This window comes from Caldimonas brevitalea, from assembly GCF_001017435.1.
Classification (GTDB): domain Bacteria; phylum Pseudomonadota; class Gammaproteobacteria; order Burkholderiales; family Burkholderiaceae_C; genus Caldimonas; species Caldimonas brevitalea.
Map to the genome: position 1 here is coordinate 917216 of NZ_CP011371.1, position 15262 is coordinate 932477.

The 15262-nt window shown below is 67.4% G+C and carries 9 protein-coding genes; 4 read left to right on the forward strand and 5 right to left on the reverse strand.

Annotation, left to right across the window (positions count from 1 at the left end; translation table 11 throughout):
* Positions 1-34 precede the first annotated feature (34 nt).
* From treS to AAW51_RS04020, 4 genes are all read right to left on the reverse strand, one after another.
* Positions 35-3373 carry a maltose alpha-D-glucosyltransferase gene (gene treS / locus AAW51_RS04005; RefSeq protein WP_047197381.1) on the reverse strand — a complete coding sequence of 1113 codons (3339 nt, stop codon included), beginning with the start codon at positions 3371-3373 and terminating at the stop codon, positions 35-37.
* A 13-nt stretch (positions 3374-3386) separates the two neighbouring features.
* Entirely contained in the window at positions 3387-5417 is a 2031-nt protein-coding gene (locus AAW51_RS04010; protein ID WP_047193572.1) for an alpha-1,4-glucan--maltose-1-phosphate maltosyltransferase, read from the reverse strand.
* Positions 5410-7290 carry a 1,4-alpha-glucan branching protein GlgB gene (gene glgB, locus AAW51_RS04015; protein WP_083438064.1) on the reverse strand — a complete coding sequence of 627 codons (1881 nt, stop codon included), beginning with the start codon at positions 7288-7290 and terminating at the stop codon, positions 5410-5412. The genes AAW51_RS04010 and glgB overlap by 8 nt, the downstream gene beginning before the upstream one ends.
* A 165-nt stretch (positions 7291-7455) precedes the next feature.
* The gene (locus AAW51_RS04020) at positions 7456-10071 is read right to left on the reverse strand and encodes a galactose-binding domain-containing protein (RefSeq protein WP_047193573.1); all 2616 of its coding nucleotides are present in this window, start codon (positions 10069-10071) and stop codon (positions 7456-7458) included.
* Positions 10072-10582: 511 nt separating this feature from the next.
* On the opposite strand from AAW51_RS04020, the gene AAW51_RS28920 reads away from it, so the two are divergent.
* From AAW51_RS28920 to AAW51_RS04035, 3 genes are all read left to right on the forward strand, one after another.
* Positions 10583-10759: a DUF1328 family protein gene (locus tag AAW51_RS28920; RefSeq protein ID WP_047193574.1), complete on the forward strand. Its 177-nt coding sequence runs from the start codon at positions 10583-10585 to the stop codon at positions 10757-10759.
* 19 nt (positions 10760-10778) lie between these two features.
* Positions 10779-11117 carry a hypothetical protein gene (locus tag AAW51_RS04030; protein ID WP_053013322.1) on the forward strand — a complete coding sequence of 113 codons (339 nt, stop codon included), beginning with the start codon at positions 10779-10781 and terminating at the stop codon, positions 11115-11117.
* A gap of 159 nt (positions 11118-11276) precedes the next feature.
* Positions 11277-11870, forward strand: a complete 594-nt coding sequence (locus AAW51_RS04035) for a hypothetical protein (RefSeq protein WP_047193575.1) — start codon at positions 11277-11279, stop codon at positions 11868-11870.
* Positions 11871-11929: 59 nt separating this feature from the next.
* Here the strand turns inward: AAW51_RS04035 and AAW51_RS04040 are convergent, their stop codons facing one another.
* Entirely contained in the window at positions 11930-12658 is a 729-nt protein-coding gene (locus tag AAW51_RS04040) for an alpha/beta hydrolase (protein ID WP_053013323.1), read from the reverse strand.
* 204 nt (positions 12659-12862) lie between these two features.
* Here AAW51_RS04040 and AAW51_RS04045 point away from each other — a divergent pair, with 204 nt between their 5' ends.
* Complete coding sequence (locus tag AAW51_RS04045; RefSeq protein WP_047193576.1) at positions 12863-15169, forward strand: NADP-dependent malic enzyme; 2307 nt, start codon at positions 12863-12865, stop codon at positions 15167-15169.
* Positions 15170-15262: the final 93 nt, after the last annotated feature.

A 15262-nucleotide genomic window follows, 5' to 3' on the forward strand; every position in this document is an offset into this window, starting at 1 on the left:
GTTGGGCCCTCCAGGGAGCTAGCGGCGTTCGTCGTCAGGGGCGCTCGGCGAGGCCGAGGATGCCTTGCAAGGGAATCGACACCCAGTCCGGCCGGTTGCGCAACTCGTAGCGCAGCTCGTACAACGCCTTCTCGAGTTCAAACAGTTCGAGCAGGCCGCGCACCGACGCAAGCGAGGTGTACAGACCGCTCTCGCGCGCCGTCTCTTCGTAGGACCGCAAGAATGCGGCCCGGCTCTCGGCTTCCCAGGCGCGGGCCAAAGGCGCGAGCCGCTCGAACTGCTCGGGCGTTTCCGCGACGCGCCGCAGGCCTTCCCAGTGGGCGTAGTTGAACGACCGCAACAGGCCGGCGACGTCGCGCAGCGACGAGTGCTTGGCGCGCCGCTCCTCGAAGCTGCGGGCCGGCTCGCCCTCGAAGTCGATGATCACGAAATCGTTCTTCGTCAGCAGCACCTGCCCGAGGTGGTAGTCGCCGTGATAGCGGGTCTTCAGCACCTGCTCTGGCAGCTCACGCAAACAGGACTCGATGCGCGCTGTCACCTGCTCGCGCCGGGCCATCAGGGTCTTGGCCTCGCCGAGGGCGGTCTGCGGCAGGTGCGAGACGTTGGCCTCGAGCAGTTCGAAGGTCTCGCGGGTCTCCTCCAACGCCTGGTGGCGCCAGGTGTCGACGTCTTCGCGTCGCAGCGGCTCGGGGTTGAACGCGGGGTCGTTCGACGGCCGTGCGAACGCCACGTGCAGTTCGGCCGTGCGGCGCCCCAGCGTGTGCATGAGCTCCATATAGGCGCCGTGCACATCGGGCGGCAGCGGCTCGTCGAGTGTGCGGCGCTCGTCCAGGAAGCGCTGCAGGTAGGCGGTGGTGTAGTCCCAGCCGTCGCCCTGGTTGGACACATAGGCCTGTACCAGGGCCAGGGTGCTGATAGTGCCGTTGTGGTCGACGTACTCGAGCGCACCGGCCACCGGCACGCAGTTGGGATACCGCACCACCTCGGTCAGGTAGCGGCCCACCTCGAACTCGAGGTTGACCCCGGGGCGGATGCGGCGATAGCCCTTGAGGAACAGCCGCTCGTCGAGCGTGACGACCGTATTGGTGCTCTGCGCGCTGGGCCGCCCGACGGGCAGCTTGGACAGGTCGGCGCCGGCGATCTCGCCGAAGGCCGAGGTCGGCTTGAAATAGAGCTTGCCGCGCGCGGTCGCCAGCTCCCGCCCGGCGCCGATGGCCGTCACCATGGCGCGGCAGAAGGCCTCGTCGCAGAAGGCATCGGCGAGCACGCCGACATTGGCCTGCTGGCGCACCTTGGCCACCATCGCGGGCACCAGGTTGGGCAGGCGCTCCTCGTCATGGTCTTCCCAGGCGAGCGCCAGCGGCATGAAGTAGCGCGAGCGTTCTTGCGGGCCTTCCAGCTCGAACAGGGGCAGCAACCAGCTGGTGTCGCCCTCGCGCCAGAAGGCGTGGTCGCACAAGGCGGCGCGCTTCACTTCGTCGCCTTTGGTCGCGTACCAGCGCTGCGTCTCGAGGTAGCGCGGCACCGCCTCGTGCTCGAACTGCGCGCGGGTCTTCTCGGCGAGGCCGATGCGCCACGGCACCACCTGGTCGCGGAACAGGCTGTTCCAGCCGTCGAACAGCACCAACACCGGGCGGTCGTCGCGCGGCAGGCGCTCGTCGTGCCACTGCGGCATCTCGGCGTCGACGGTCAGCTTGAACCAGTAGAAGCCGTAGGCGGGCAGCGTGAGCAGGTACGGCAGATCGCCGATCGGCGGGAAGGTGACACGGCCGAGCATCTCGACCGGCACCCGGCCCTTGAAGCGCGCCAGGTCCAACTCGACCGGCTGCGCGGTGCGGCTCATGTTGGCCACGCACAGGATCACGTCGTCGGCGTACTCGCTCAGGTAGGCGAGGATCTTGCGGTTGCCCGGCTTCAAATAGGTGCGCCGGCCGCGGCCGAACGCCTTGCTGGTGTTGCGCACCGCCAGCATACGCCGGGTCCAGTTGAGCAGCGAGCTGGGCGCGCGCGACTGGGCTTCGACGTTCACGGCCTGGAAGCCGTACACCGGGTCCATGATGGGCGGCAGGTAGAGGCGCTGCGGGTCGGCGCGCGAGAAGCCGGCATTGCGGTCGGGGCTCCATTGCATCGGGGTGCGCACGCCGTTGCGGTCGCCGACGAAGACGTTGTCGCCCATGCCGATCTCGTCGCCGTAATAGATGATGGGCGAGCCGGGCATCGACAGCAGCAGGCTGTTCATCAGCTTGACGCGGTCGGGGTCGTTCTCCATCAACGGCGCGAGGCGGCGGCGGATGCCGAGGTTGATGCGGGCGCGAGGGTCGGCGGCGTACGTGTTGTACATGTAGTCGCGTTCCTTGCTCGTCACCATCTCGAGCGTCAGCTCGTCGTGGTTGCGCAGGAAGATCGCCCACTGGCAGGTCTCGGGGATCTCCGGCGTCTGCTGCATGATCTCGATGATCGGGTAGCGATCTTCCTGGGCGATCGACATGTAGATGCGCGGCATCAGCGGGAAGTGGTAGCACATGTGGCACTCGTCGCCGTTGCCGAAGTACTCGCGCACATCCTCGGGCCACTGGTTGGCCTCGGCCAGCAGGAAGCGGTTCTTGTAGCGGGCGTCGATCGCGGCGCGCAGCTGCTTGATGATCTGGTGCGTCTCGGGCAGGTTCTCGTTGTTGGTGCCGTCGCGTTCGATCAGGTACGGAATGGCGTCCAGCCGGAAGCCGTCGACCCCCATGTCGAGCCAGAAGCGCATGGTCCGGAACACCGCCTTCAGCACGTGCGGGTTGTCGAAATTGAGGTCGGGCTGGTGGCTGAAGAAGCGGTGCCAGTAATAGGCCTTGGCCACCGGGTCCCAGGTCCAGTTGGAGGTCTCGGTGTCGGTGAAGATGATGCGCGTGCCCTTGTACTTCTGGTCGTCGTCGCTCCAGACGTAGTAATCGCGCTTGATCGACCCCGGCGGCGCCCGCCGCGCGGCCTGGAACCACGGGTGGGTGTCGGAGGTGTGGTTGATGACCAGCTCGGTGATCACCTTCAGGCCGCGCCGGTGCGCCTCGCGCAGGAAGATGCGGAAGTCGTGGCGCGTGCCGTACATCGGGTGGACGTTGTGATAGTCCGAGATGTCGTAGCCGTCGTCGCGCAGCGGCGAGGGGTAGAAGGGCATCAACCAGATGGTGTTGACGCCCAGCTCCTTGATGTAGTCGAGCTTGGAGGTCAGCCCCTTGAAGTCGCCGATGCCGTCGTCGTTCGAATCGTAGAAGGCCTTGACGTTCACCTGGTAGATGACGGCGTCCTTGTACCAGAGCGCCTCATCGAGATCGGGCGACGCCGAGACGATGTGACCCGGGACTGCACTGTGGGTCGGCGCTGTGTTCATCATGGCCTGCACCTCATTCGAAGTAGTCGAAATCCTTCTCGCTGCGCAGGTGTCGACGAACGCGGAACACGTGGGCCGGAGAGCGTTGGGGATCGAGCATCACGAAGTTGCGCCGCCCGTTCCAGACGAAGCGCTGGCCGCTGAGCAGGTCGTGCATCTGGTAAGGCTTGTCCTCATCGAGCCCCAGCTCGCTCAGGTCGACTTCGACCCAGCCCGATTGGGTGTGGTGCGGGTCCAGGTTCACGACCGTCAGCACCACGTTGTCGACATCTTGCGCACGCTTCGCATACGCGATCAGTTGTTCGTTGTCAGTCGGCAGGAAGCGCAAGCTCCAATCGGATTGGAGCGCACGGTTCTCGCGCCGGATACTGTTGAGTCTGGCAATGAACGTGCCGAGGCTGTCGGGCCGGTCGAGGTCCCAGTGTCGCAACTGATACTTCTCGGAGTGCAGGTACTCCTCGCTGCCATGCTCGCGGGGCAGATGCTCCATCAGCTCGTAGGCCGGGCCATAGATGCCGTAGTTGGCAGACAGCGTGGCGGCCAACACGATGCGCGCCATGAAGGTCGAGCGTTGGCCCGATTGCAGCACCTCGTGCAGGATGTCGGGGGTGTTGGGCCAGACGTTGGGGCGGAAGTACTCGCGGCCCGGTCCCTGCGCCAGCTCGGTGAAGTACTCGATCAGTTCCTGCTTGGTGTTGCGCCAGGTGAAGTAGGTGTACGACTGCGTGTAGCCGAGCTTGGCCAGCCGGTGCATCACCTTGGGCCGCGTGAAGGCCTCGGCCAGAAAGATCACGTCGGGGTGCTCGCGCTTGATCTCCGCGATCGCCCACTCCCAGAACGCGAACGACTTGGTGTGCGGGTTGTCGACACGGAAGACGCGCACGCCTTCGCCGATCCAGTGATCCAGCACGCTCTTGAGTTCGTCCCACAGTCCCGACCAGTCGTCGCTTTCGAAGTTGAACGGATAGATGTCCTGGTACTTCTTCGGCGGGTTCTCGGCGTACTGCACGGTGCCGTCGGGCCGCCAGCGGAACCAGGGCGGGTGTTCCTTCACATACGGATGGTCGGGTGCACATTGGTAGGCGATGTCCATCGCCACCTCCATGCCCAGCTCGCGGGCGGCGGCCACCAGTGCGCGAAAGTCTTCGGGCGTGCCGAGCTCGGGCAGGATGGACTTGTGCCCGCCTTCGGCCGCGCCGATGGCCCAGGGGCTGCCGACGTCGCCCGCCTGGGCCACCAGTGCGTTGTTCTTGCCCTTGCGCTTGTCGCGTCCGATCGGGTGGATGGGCGGGAAGTAGAGCACGTCGAAGCCCAGCCGTGCGACGTACGGCAGGCGCGCCTGCACGTCCTTGAAAGTGCCATGGCGGCCGGCCTCTGGCGAGGTGGACCGGGGGAACAACTCGTACCAGGTGCTGAAGCGGGCCCGCTCGCGGTCGGCGATCACGCTCAGCTCCGGCTCGTAGCGGGTGCACCAGCGGCGATCGGGGTAGCGGCGTGCCAAGGTGGCGAGCCGGTCGTCGAGCGCCAGTGCCTTCAAGGCTTCGGCGTCGTCGGTCTCGGCCTGCTGGCGCAAGCGTGCGGCCCAGTCCTTGACGGCCTTGCGGTCGTCGCCCTTGGCGCGCGGGCAGGTGGCGTCGAGCAGGTCGGCGCCGACCAGTGCCGCGATGCGAATGTCGGCCGGGTCGACCCGACGCTGCAACTCGCGCCGCCACGACTCGAAATGGTCGACCCAGGCGACCACGGTGTAGCAGTAGCGGCCGACGTCGGGCAAGGTGAAGCCGGCGTGCCACTCGTCGTTGACGTCGTGCAGCATCTCGACTTCGTGCACGGTGGTGGTGTCGCCCTCGGCGCGCCATTGCAGCATCACGCGCAGCACGTCGTGGCCGTCGGTGAAGCAGTTCGCTTGCACCTCGAGTGTGTCGCCGCAGACGCGCTTGACCGGAAAACGTCCGCCGTCCACGGAGGGCAGCACTGCGTCGATGACCGCACGCACGCGTCCTTCGCGCGGCTTGCGGCCCGTGGCGGGGGGAGGGGTCTTAGGCATGGACTTCGAGCTTGAAGTAGAGGGTCGACAACGGCGGCAGCGTGAGGCTCAACGAATGGAGCTGACCGTGGGATGGCAGCGGCGCCGATTCGACGCCGCCGAGGTTGCCCCATCCCGAGCCGCCGAATTCCTGCGCATCGCTGTTGAGGATTTCGCGCCACAGGCCGGTCGCCGGCACGCCGACGACATAGTTGGTGCGTGGCAGCGGCGTGAGGTTGGCGACGACCAGCACCGGCGGGCCGCCCTCGGCCGGCTTGCGCAGGAAGGCGAACACGCTGTTTTCGGCGTCGCCGCCGACGATCCATTCGAAGCCTTCCTGCGTGAAGTCGACCTGGTAGAGCGCCGGCTCGGTCCGGTAGACGCGGTTGAGCTGCTTCACGAAGGCCTGCACGCCGGCATGTTCGCCCGCTTGCGCGAGCGCCCAGTCCAGCTCGCCTTCGTGCGCCCATTCGCGCCGCTGGCCGAACTCGCCGCCCATGAACAGCAGCTTTTTGCCGGGGTGCGCCCACATGTAGCCGAACATCGCGCGCAGGTTGGCGAACTGTTGCCAGGCGTCGCCGGGCATCTTGTTGATCAGCGAGCCCTTGCCGTACACCACCTCGTCGTGCGAGAGCGGCAACACGAAGTTCTCGTTGAAGGCATAGACGAGCGAGAAGGTCATCTTGCCGTGGTGGTACTTGCGGTGGACCGGGTCTTCGCGCATGTACGACAGCGTGTCGTGCATCCAGCCCATGTTCCACTTCATCCCGAAGCCGAGGCCGCCGAGATAGTTGGGGCGCGACACCATCGGCCAGGCCGTCGACTCTTCCGCGATCGTCATCGTGTCGGGGTGGTCGCGGTAGGTCGCTTCATTGAGGAACCGCAGGAAGTCGATCGCCTCGATGTTCTCCTTGCCGCCATGGCGGTTCGGGATCCACTCGCCATGTTTGCGGGCGTAGTCGAGATACAGCATCGACGCGACGGCGTCCACACGCAGGCCGTCGATGTGGTAGCGGTCGAGCCAGAACAACGCCGACGAGGTCAGGAAGCTGCGCACCTCGTTGCGGCCGTAGTTGAAGATCGACGAGTTCCACTCCGGATGGAAACCTTGCCGTGGATCGGCGTGTTCGTACAGGTGGGTGCCGTCGAACTGGCTCAAGCCGTGCAGGTCGGCCGGAAAGTGCGAGGGCACCCAGTCGAGGATCACACCGATGCCACGCTGGTGCAGGTGATCCACGAAGTACATGAAGTCCTGCGGTGTGCCATAGCGGGCGGTGGGGGCGAAGTAGCCGGTGGTCTGGTAGCCCCACGAGCCATAGAAGGGGTGCTCGGTGATCGGCATCAGCTCCACGTGCGTGAAACCCAGTTCACACACATAGTCCGCCAACGCGTGCGCCAGCTCCCGGTAGCCGAGGTAGCCGCCGTCCTGGCGGCGCCACGAACCGGCGTGCACTTCATAGATGGCGACCGGCGCGTCCAGGGCGTTCTTTGCGGCACGGCCTGTCATCCATGCCGCATCGCCCCATTCATAGTCGAGGTCCCAGACGCGCGAGCCGGTGGCAGGGGGCAGTTCCGCATACAAGGCGAGCGGGTCGGCCTTGTCGACGGCCGGGCCGCCGAGCCGCGACTGGATGCGGAACTTATAGACCTGCCCACGCTGTGCCTCGGACACCTCGGCTTCCCAGATGCCGCTGCCATCGTGGCGCGGATGCAGGGGATGGGCGTCGGGGTTCCAGCCGTTCCACTCGCCGATCACCGAGACGGCACTCGCGTTCGGCGCCCAGACCCCGAAGTGCGCACCCTGGCCTTTGGACGAGAGCTGACAGCCGAGCCCTTCGTAGAGCCTGCCGTGGGTGCCCTCCCGAAAGAGATAGACATCATGATCGCTCAACACTGTCGGACGGGCTCCGTGGTGGTTCTTGTTGGACGACCGCGGTCCGCCCAGGCTCGATGGGCCTGCAGCAGACTGGGGTGGAAATGGGCTTCCGGCACACGGATTCCCGCTACGGCACGAGGCAATCCGCGTGCCGACAGCGAGGCGCTGCCGGCGAGGACTCACTCAGGGCCCGAACACCTCGACTTCGGCCAGCGACAGCACTTCGGTGCCGCCCAGCCACACGCGCAGGTAGCGACCGGTCAGTCCTGCCGGCAAGTCGACATCGAGTACACGTCCGCCCGGCACCGACGCGAACGGCAGGGCCGTCACGCCGGCGCGCAGGCGTTCCTGCTCGAGGTTGTTGCTGGTGAAGGGGGTCTGCGATACCAGCAGGTAGAAGTTGGACAAGCGTTCGGCACAGCAGTCGACGCGGTTCCACACGCGCACCTGTCGCAGTGCCTGCACGCTGCCCAGGTCCAGCTGCCACCAGGGTTGCGCGGTGCTGTTGGTGTGGGTCACCGTCGCGTCGTGCCAGAAGCCGCTCGGGTTGCCGTCGACCGCGCGCGACGCGAAGGAACTGGCCGCCGTGCTGGACTGGGTGGCCGCCTTGCGCAGCGCAAGGTTGACCGGTCCCTCTTCCACCTGCACCTCGACCAGTGACAACACATTGCCCTCGGGCGTTCCGCCGCCACCACCGCTGCCCGACAGGTCCGGGTCGGAGGTGCGCCGCACCAGCACGCTGCGCCCCTCCACGGCGCTGCCGTGCAACTGCATGATGTCGACGTTGAGGCGGTCGGGGGAGGCCAGCTGGTTCTCGGGGTTGAGCAGCTGGGACGTCCAGACCGGCTGGCCGGCGGCGTCCAGTACCGACACGGTGATGTCGCGCAAACGCGTGCGGCAGTCGTTGGTGCTGGTGCAGGGGCCGGGGCGGTTGAACAAGTTGATCGAGGCGATACGGCGGGTGGAGGGAAACGTCAGTTTCCACCAGGGGTTGGCCTGCTCGAACGCGGTGTGCGTGAATGTGCTGGCCTTGCCGTCGATCGCGGCCGCGGCGGCCGACGCAATGCCGCGATCGCTCGATTGTGTCGCGGTGCCGAGGGCCGCGATGTTGCGCACGTCCTTGCGCACTTCGATCACCGCAGCGGACGACGGCACACCGGCGCTGTCCACGACATGCAGCTGGTAGTGGCCCGGCGGCAGTTGCTGCGGGTTGAACTGGCTCAGCTTCAAGGTCAGCTTGTCGGCGGATTGCGTGAAAGCCACCGGCACGTAACGGAGGTCGGCGCTGTGGCTGTGGGTGACGGCTGCGACGGTGACGAGGGCCACCGACTTGATGCTGCGCGTATCGCCCAGCGTCACGACACTGTCGGCCCCGCTGCCGTGGCCGAAGTACGGAGCCGTCTGCACGATGACCGGCCGGCTGGCCCAGGCCGACGTGCCGTTGGCCAGCTGCTTGAACAGGTAGGGCGGGAAGAACACCTGGGCGTCCTGCGCATAGACGGGGCCCGGCGCGCCGCCGCCTGCGCTCAGCACCGTGCCGTTGGGCAGCAGCGCGGCCAGCGAGTGGTAGAGCCGTTTTTGCCCCGCCGGCGCCCAGGTCGACCAGGTGCCCGTGGTGGGGCTCCAGACCTCGGTGGCGAGTACCGCGCCCGTGTCCAGGTTGCCTTGGGCGGCGCCGCCCGTGACCAGTACGTCGCCGGTGGGCAGCACGACGGCCGTGCCCCAGTTGCGACCATGCGCCATCGGCTTCAAAGCGGTGACGGTGGGCGGGGAGGCATTGAAGTCGACGCTGGTGGCCTGCTTCACCGCCCAGATGCCGTCGCCGTTGTTCAGTTGCCCGCCGCCGGCGAGCAGCAGTTTGCCGGGCCGGTACATGACGGACATGCCGCTGACGCCGAGGCGGTGCCCGGTGACACCGATGGGCACGATGCTGCCGTCGCCTTTCGGGTCGAGCTTCCAGAGCCGGTCGTTGGACACGCCGACCACGCCGAAGTCCGGCGCGACATAGGCGCGCGGATACCACCAGCGGGCGTCTGCTTCGCCGAACAACTCGGCGCTTTTCGCGCCGGGCAGCGGCCGCCAGCCCTCGGCCGGGGTGAACACTTCCGGCATGTCGCCGTACAGGGTCGCCGGTGCCGGCTTTTTGTTGCTGCCGCCGACCGCAAGCACGCGGCTGTCGGGCAGGCGCAGCACGGTGGCGTAGTAGCGGGGTTGGCGTGGCTGTGCGGCACGCGCCAGGTAGAGGTTGCGGTCGGGGTCCCACTGGGTCGTCTTGTAGACGGCGGAGTCGGCGTTGCCGCCCAGCACCAGCAGCAGGCCGTCGGCCCCCAGGGTGCTGGCGCTGCAGAAGCTATCGACTTTGGTCGGGTTGGCCACGGTGCGGTGGGCCGCCTCGGTCAACCCCTGAGCGGGCGTCCAGACGTCGAAGTGCAGCACCTTGGGATGCCAGGTGTCGGGCGGCGCGGTGCCGAAGGTCAACAATCGGCCGTTGGGCAACAAGTTGGCGTGGGCGGCGAGCAGGGGCCAGGGTGTCAGCTTCGACCACATCCCCACCTTCGCGGCATCGGCGGTGGGTGTCAGCGCCCCGACCAGTGCGTCGGTGGGCGGGGTGATGACCGCGGCCAGGGGGCGTGCGCGGTCTGCGCCTTCAAGTGCGCCTGTCATCTCCTGCGTGGCGAGGGCCGGCGGCGGATCGCCTCCGCCTCCGCCGCAGGCCGCCAGGCCGATGGCCGTTGCGATGGTGGTGCCGCGCAGCCATGCAGCGGCGCGCACCCTGTTCAGGTACGTCTTCGAGTCCATGATTCCCTCCGTGAGCCTGCCGCGCCAAGGCACTGCTCACCTCCGTCATCGCGGCACGGACGGAGGTCTGTCGTTCTTGGTTGCACAACAATACGTTTGGATAACGTTTTTGTGGGACCGGCCTGGGAGAAGCGAGGCCCCTCATCGACGGGGACCGCCCGTGATCGGACTGGGCGTGGCGGTTGCTCGTGCGCGCGAGCGCGTTCTGCAGGGTTCTGCACAGGGAGCAGGAGGGCCTCGCGGCTAACGCATACGCGGCTTCGGCGCCTGTGCGTTGGGCGATGCGGCGAGGTGGGGCGACGTGGCCTGGGTCCGGTCTCGCGCGTCGACCGTGGTGCAGCTCGCTTGGATTGCCGCTCTCGCGGAGGAGCAAGGGATCGCAGTGTCGCGTTACGACATGTAGGACGGCACCGACGGCGCGCGGCGGTCCGGCTGACAGTCACAGCCCCCGCTCTCGTCGACATTGAGGTCACCGTGCAAGTGGCACGGCAACCAATGGGGAGAGAACGTCATGTTGAAATGGGCCGTCATTTTTGCTGTGATTGCCCTGGTCGCCGGTGCGCTCGGGTTCAGCGGTATCGCCGCAGGAGCTGCTGGCATTGCCAAGGTGCTGTTCTTTGTTTTCGTGGTGCTGTTCGTGATTGCCTTGCTGGCCGGCTCCACGCTGTTCAACCGCATCCGGCGCTAGGGTGCCGGCGGAGACCCCGATGAGTGAACTTGCCTTGCCGGTCCGCGGCACCACGTCGCCGCGTGCCGACGCCGACCTGGGCGGCACCACCGTGGTCGACGCCGGTTTTGTCGTCCGCTCGCCCGCTGCCATGGTCGCTCTCGTGGGAGCGCGGGTCTCGGAAAGCAGCCTGATCCAGCGGCACGAGCGCGGCGACTTCGGCGACATTCCCGACGCCGACGCGCGGCGCAACTGGCTCGCGCTGGCATCGGGGCGGCCGGTCCGGTCCGTGTACCGGCTCGCCTCCGGCGCACGGATCGAGGTCGTCACGGATCCGCGCGACCAGATGACGCAGTTGAGCCTGCAGGGCGTCGACTAGGCCACCGCGCACGGCGGGCCGCTCGGGTCACGGTGCCAGGGGCGTGCGAGCGGCAAACGCCAAATTTCACCGGAATGGGAGAGCAGCCCACCCCTCGGGGGGATGTGCCGGGGCCTATACATTTCGTAGCATCTGGCGATCGCCCCCTCCCGACTGCCGATGACCACGCCTTCCTCGCTCGCTGCCCCTGCCGGTTCAGTCCTCCACACCTACAAACATCTCAGCCTGGAATGGAACGAGACGCTCGGCGCCTGGACCTGCCCCTTGCCCGAACTCGACACGCAAGCGAGCCTGCGTCTGTTCACCGGCTCGGCTGCCGTGCCGCCCCCGGTGCTGGCGTGTGAGGTCGCGCTGGCCACGCTGGCCCTGATCGACCGCATCGACCTCGATGCCCGCCGGCACCTGGAAAGCGAAGCGGCGGCTCACTTGGGCGAGCTGTACGAACGTGCCGTGACCCTGCACGACTTCGCACCCTGTAGCCTCGACCTCGGAGGCGAGGGCGCGCAGGCCGACCGCTTCGCGCTGACCTACCGCGCACGTTTCGATGTCACCCGCGTCTGGAAGGTGCGCTTCCGCGGACTGGTGCCGTTGCACTGGCGTGTCGAGCAGTCACCACCGGCGGCCGCCGACAGCGCGTCGCCCCTGCCGCGTGTCCGCGGCCAACCCGAGGGCACGGCGCTGGGCGTCGCGTCGGCCCGGCTGCTGCGCCGCTGCCTCAACCGCGTCAACGCCCGGACGTTTCGCCAGCGCTGATCGCCCGGGTTCCGTGCGCCCGGGCGGGCTGGGGCGCACCGAGTTGGGCCACCAGCCGCTCATGCCGCGGCATCAACGCGAGCCGGTGGCGGACAGTGACCGCGCAGCCATGCGGCCGTGTCGTCGAACATCACCCCGGCGGGGGCATGCCCCACGCCGTCGTAGGAGCGCCACACCACGGCTGCCCGACACGCCCGCAGGGCCTGCGCCGCACGCTCCGCGTGCTCGATCGGCAGCACGTCGTCGTCCCGACCATGGGCGATGAACAGCCTCAGCGTCGCCAGGTCGTCGCGCGGCGCAACGGGTTCGAGATGCGACAGCAGCCGCGACGCCAGCAGCGCCAGCCCACGCACCCGCCCGGGGTGCGACAGCGCAAAGGTCGACGCCACCGCGCCGCCCTGGCTGAACCCCAGCAGGTACAACTGACGCAGATCGAAAGGGCAGTGGCGCGGCAGCTGCTCGACGAACTGCAGCAAACGGGTTTGCGCCCACTCCACTTGCTGCAGGTTGATCTCGGCGTCGTCGCGTCGAAAATGAACCGGATACCAGAAGTACCCGCCGCGCGGCATGCGCCGCGGCGCGCGCACCACCACCACGTGCACATGCGACGGAAGCCGTTGCGCCAGAGGCAGCAGGCTGGATTCGTCGGCGCCGGCACCGTGCAGCAAGAGGGCGAGCGGCCGGGCGGCGGCCGGGCCGGGGCAGGCGGGGCGCACACGGTAGTGCAAGGGGTGCTCCCCGGCGCTGCGCAACAGCGGGCTGAAGCCGGGCAGATCGGAACCGCTCATGCCTCTTTTCAGCAGCCCGGGTGCCCAATATCGGCGTCCCGATTGCTGGAGGCGATGCGAAAGCTCTTTTGACTGCAAAAAAGCCACAAGCCGGCCCGCTAGACTGCTCGCCTTCCTCGGCTGCCCCAGTGCCCGCGACGGTGTCGCCTGCGAGACAGCGGGGACGATCGTCCCAGAACAGATCATGAGATGAAGGAGGCACCCATGGCCCGACAGGAACTCTCCGCCGCCGAACAGGCGCTGCGCGAGGCTGCACTCGAATATCACCGCGTGCCCACGCGCGGCAAGATCGCGGTGCTGCCGACCAAACCGCTGTCGAATCAGCGCGATCTTTCGCTCGCCTACTCGCCCGGGGTGGCTTATGCCTGCCTGGCCATCGAGGACGATCCGAGCCTGGCCGCCGAGTACACCTCGCGCGGCAACCTGGTGGGCGTGGTCACCAACGGCACCGCGGTGCTCGGCCTGGGCGACATCGGGCCCTTGGCCGGCAAGCCGGTGATGGAAGGCAAGGGTTGTTTGTTCCGCAAATTCGCCGGCATCGATGTGTTCGACATCGAACTCGCCGAGAAGGACCCGGACAAGCTGGTCGACATCATCGCCGCGCTGGAGCCGACGCTGGGCGGCATCAACTTGGAAGACATCAAGGCGCCCGAGTGCTTCTACATCGAGCGCAAGCTGAAGGAACGCCTCAACATCCCCGTGTTCCATGACGACCAGCACGGCACCGCCATCATCTCGGCCGCCGCGTTGATCAATGGCATGGAGTTGGTGGGCAAGCGCCTGTCGGAGGTCAAGCTCGCGGTGTCCGGCGCCGGCGCTGCGGCCATCGCCTGCGTCGACCTGATGGTGCGCCTGGGCGTCAGCCAAGAGAACGTCTTCATGTGCGACTCGAAGGGCGTGTTGCACCACCAGCGCGAAGACCGCCTCGACGAGTCGAAGCGCCGCTATGTGCAGCGCACCGACGCACGCACCTTGGCCGATGTCGTCAAGGGTGCCGACGTGTTCCTCGGCTGTTCTGCCGCCGGCGTGCTGTCGGCCGAGATGGTGAAGACCATGGCCGAGCGCCCGCTGATCCTCGCGCTCGCCAATCCCGAGCCCGAGATCCGGCCGGAAATCGCCAAGGCCGCCCGGCCCGACTGCATCGTCGCGACCGGCCGTTCCGACTACCCCAACCAGGTCAACAACGTCCTCTGCTTCCCCTACATCTTCCGCGGCGCGCTCGACAGCGGTGCCACCCGCATCACCGAGGAGATGAAGGTCGCATGTGTGCAGGAGATCGCCAACCTGGCCAAGGCCGAGATCAGCAACGAGGTGGCGGCGGCATATCCGGGTGAAGACATGCGCTTCGGCCCGGACTACCTGATCCCCAAGCCCTTCGATTCGCGGCTGATCCTGCGCATCGCCCCGGCAGTCGCCAAGGCCGCCGCGGAGTCGGGCGTCGCGACCCGGCCGATTGCGGATCTCGAGGCCTACCGCGAGTCGCTGATCCGGTTCGTCACCCACACCGGCTTGTTCATGCGGCCGGTGTTCATGGCCGCGCGTCGCGCCTCCAAGCGTATCGTCTATGCCGAAGGCGAGGACGAGCGCACGCTGCGGGCGGTGCAGATCGCGCTCGAGGAGGGGTTGGTCAAGCCGATCCTGATCGGCCGCCCTGGGGTGATCCAGCAGCGCATCGAACGCGCCGGCCTGCGCCTGCGTCCCGGCGTCGACTTCGAGCTGTGCGACCCGGAAGACGATCCGCGCTTCCGGCAGTACTGGGAAACCTATCAGCGTCTGAAGGGCCGCGACGGTGTGACGCCCGAGATGGCCAAGGCTGCGGTGCGCCGCTCCAACACCTTGATCGCTTCGCTGATGGTGCACCTGGGCGACGCCGACGGTCTGTTGTGCGGCCTGGTCGGGCGCTTCGAGCAGCACCTCGATCACCTCCGCGACGTGATCGGCATGCGGCCCGACGTGCGCACCCTGGCCACGCTCAACGCCCTGGTGCTCGACCAGTACACGCTGTTCATCGCCGACACCTTCGTCAACGACGATCCGAGTGCCGAGGAGCTCAGCGAGATCGCGAGCATGGCGGCCGAATCGGTGCGCCATTTCGGGCTGGACCCGCGCGTGGCCTTTTTGTCGCACTCGATGTTCGGTTCGAGCAATCGGCCGTCGGCGCTCAAGATGCGGGCCGCGCGAGACCTGTTCCGCGCCCGCATGCCCGATGTCGAAGCCGATGGCGAGATGCAGGGCGACGCCGCGCTGAACGAGACACTGCGCCGCAGCTTCCTGCCCGAGACGACGTTGACCGGCACCGCCAACGTGCTGATCCTGCCCAACATCGATGCGGCCAACATTCTGTTCAACGTGCTCAAGATGACCGGCAGCCAGGGCATCACGGTCGGTCCCATCCTGCTGGGCACCGCCGCGCCGGCCCACATCCTGACGCCGTCGGCGACCGTGCGCCGGATGGTCAACATGACGGCCCTCACCGCGATGAGCGGCACGCTCAGCGAGATGGGGCGCTGAGGGTTCAGGTTGCCTGTCGACCTGCGTATGCGGCCGCCTCGGGCGGCTCCGGGCCAGCCCCGGGGCGGCCCCAGGCGCCATCCGCGCTTAACA

What these genes read in the sequence shown, in the direction of transcription:
- AAW51_RS04040 (WP_053013323.1), bottom strand. Translation starts at nt 12,658, where the DNA reads ATGAGCGGTTCCGATCTGCCCGGCTTCAGCCCGCTGTTGCGCAGCGCC.
- AAW51_RS04030 (WP_053013322.1), top strand. Translation starts at nt 10,779, where the DNA reads ATGAGTGAACTTGCCTTGCCGGTCCGCGGCACCACGTCGCCGCGTGCC.
- AAW51_RS04010 (WP_047193572.1), bottom strand. Translation starts at nt 5,417, where the DNA reads ATGCCTAAGACCCCTCCCCCCGCCACGGGCCGCAAGCCGCGCGAAGGA.
- AAW51_RS04020 (WP_047193573.1), bottom strand. Translation starts at nt 10,071, where the DNA reads ATGGACTCGAAGACGTACCTGAACAGGGTGCGCGCCGCTGCATGGCTG.
- AAW51_RS04045 (WP_047193576.1), top strand. Translation starts at nt 12,863, where the DNA reads ATGGCCCGACAGGAACTCTCCGCCGCCGAACAGGCGCTGCGCGAGGCT.
- AAW51_RS04035 (WP_047193575.1), top strand. Translation starts at nt 11,277, where the DNA reads ATGACCACGCCTTCCTCGCTCGCTGCCCCTGCCGGTTCAGTCCTCCAC.
- treS (WP_047197381.1), bottom strand. Translation starts at nt 3,373, where the DNA reads ATGAACACAGCGCCGACCCACAGTGCAGTCCCGGGTCACATCGTCTCG.
- AAW51_RS28920 (WP_047193574.1), top strand. Translation starts at nt 10,583, where the DNA reads ATGTTGAAATGGGCCGTCATTTTTGCTGTGATTGCCCTGGTCGCCGGT.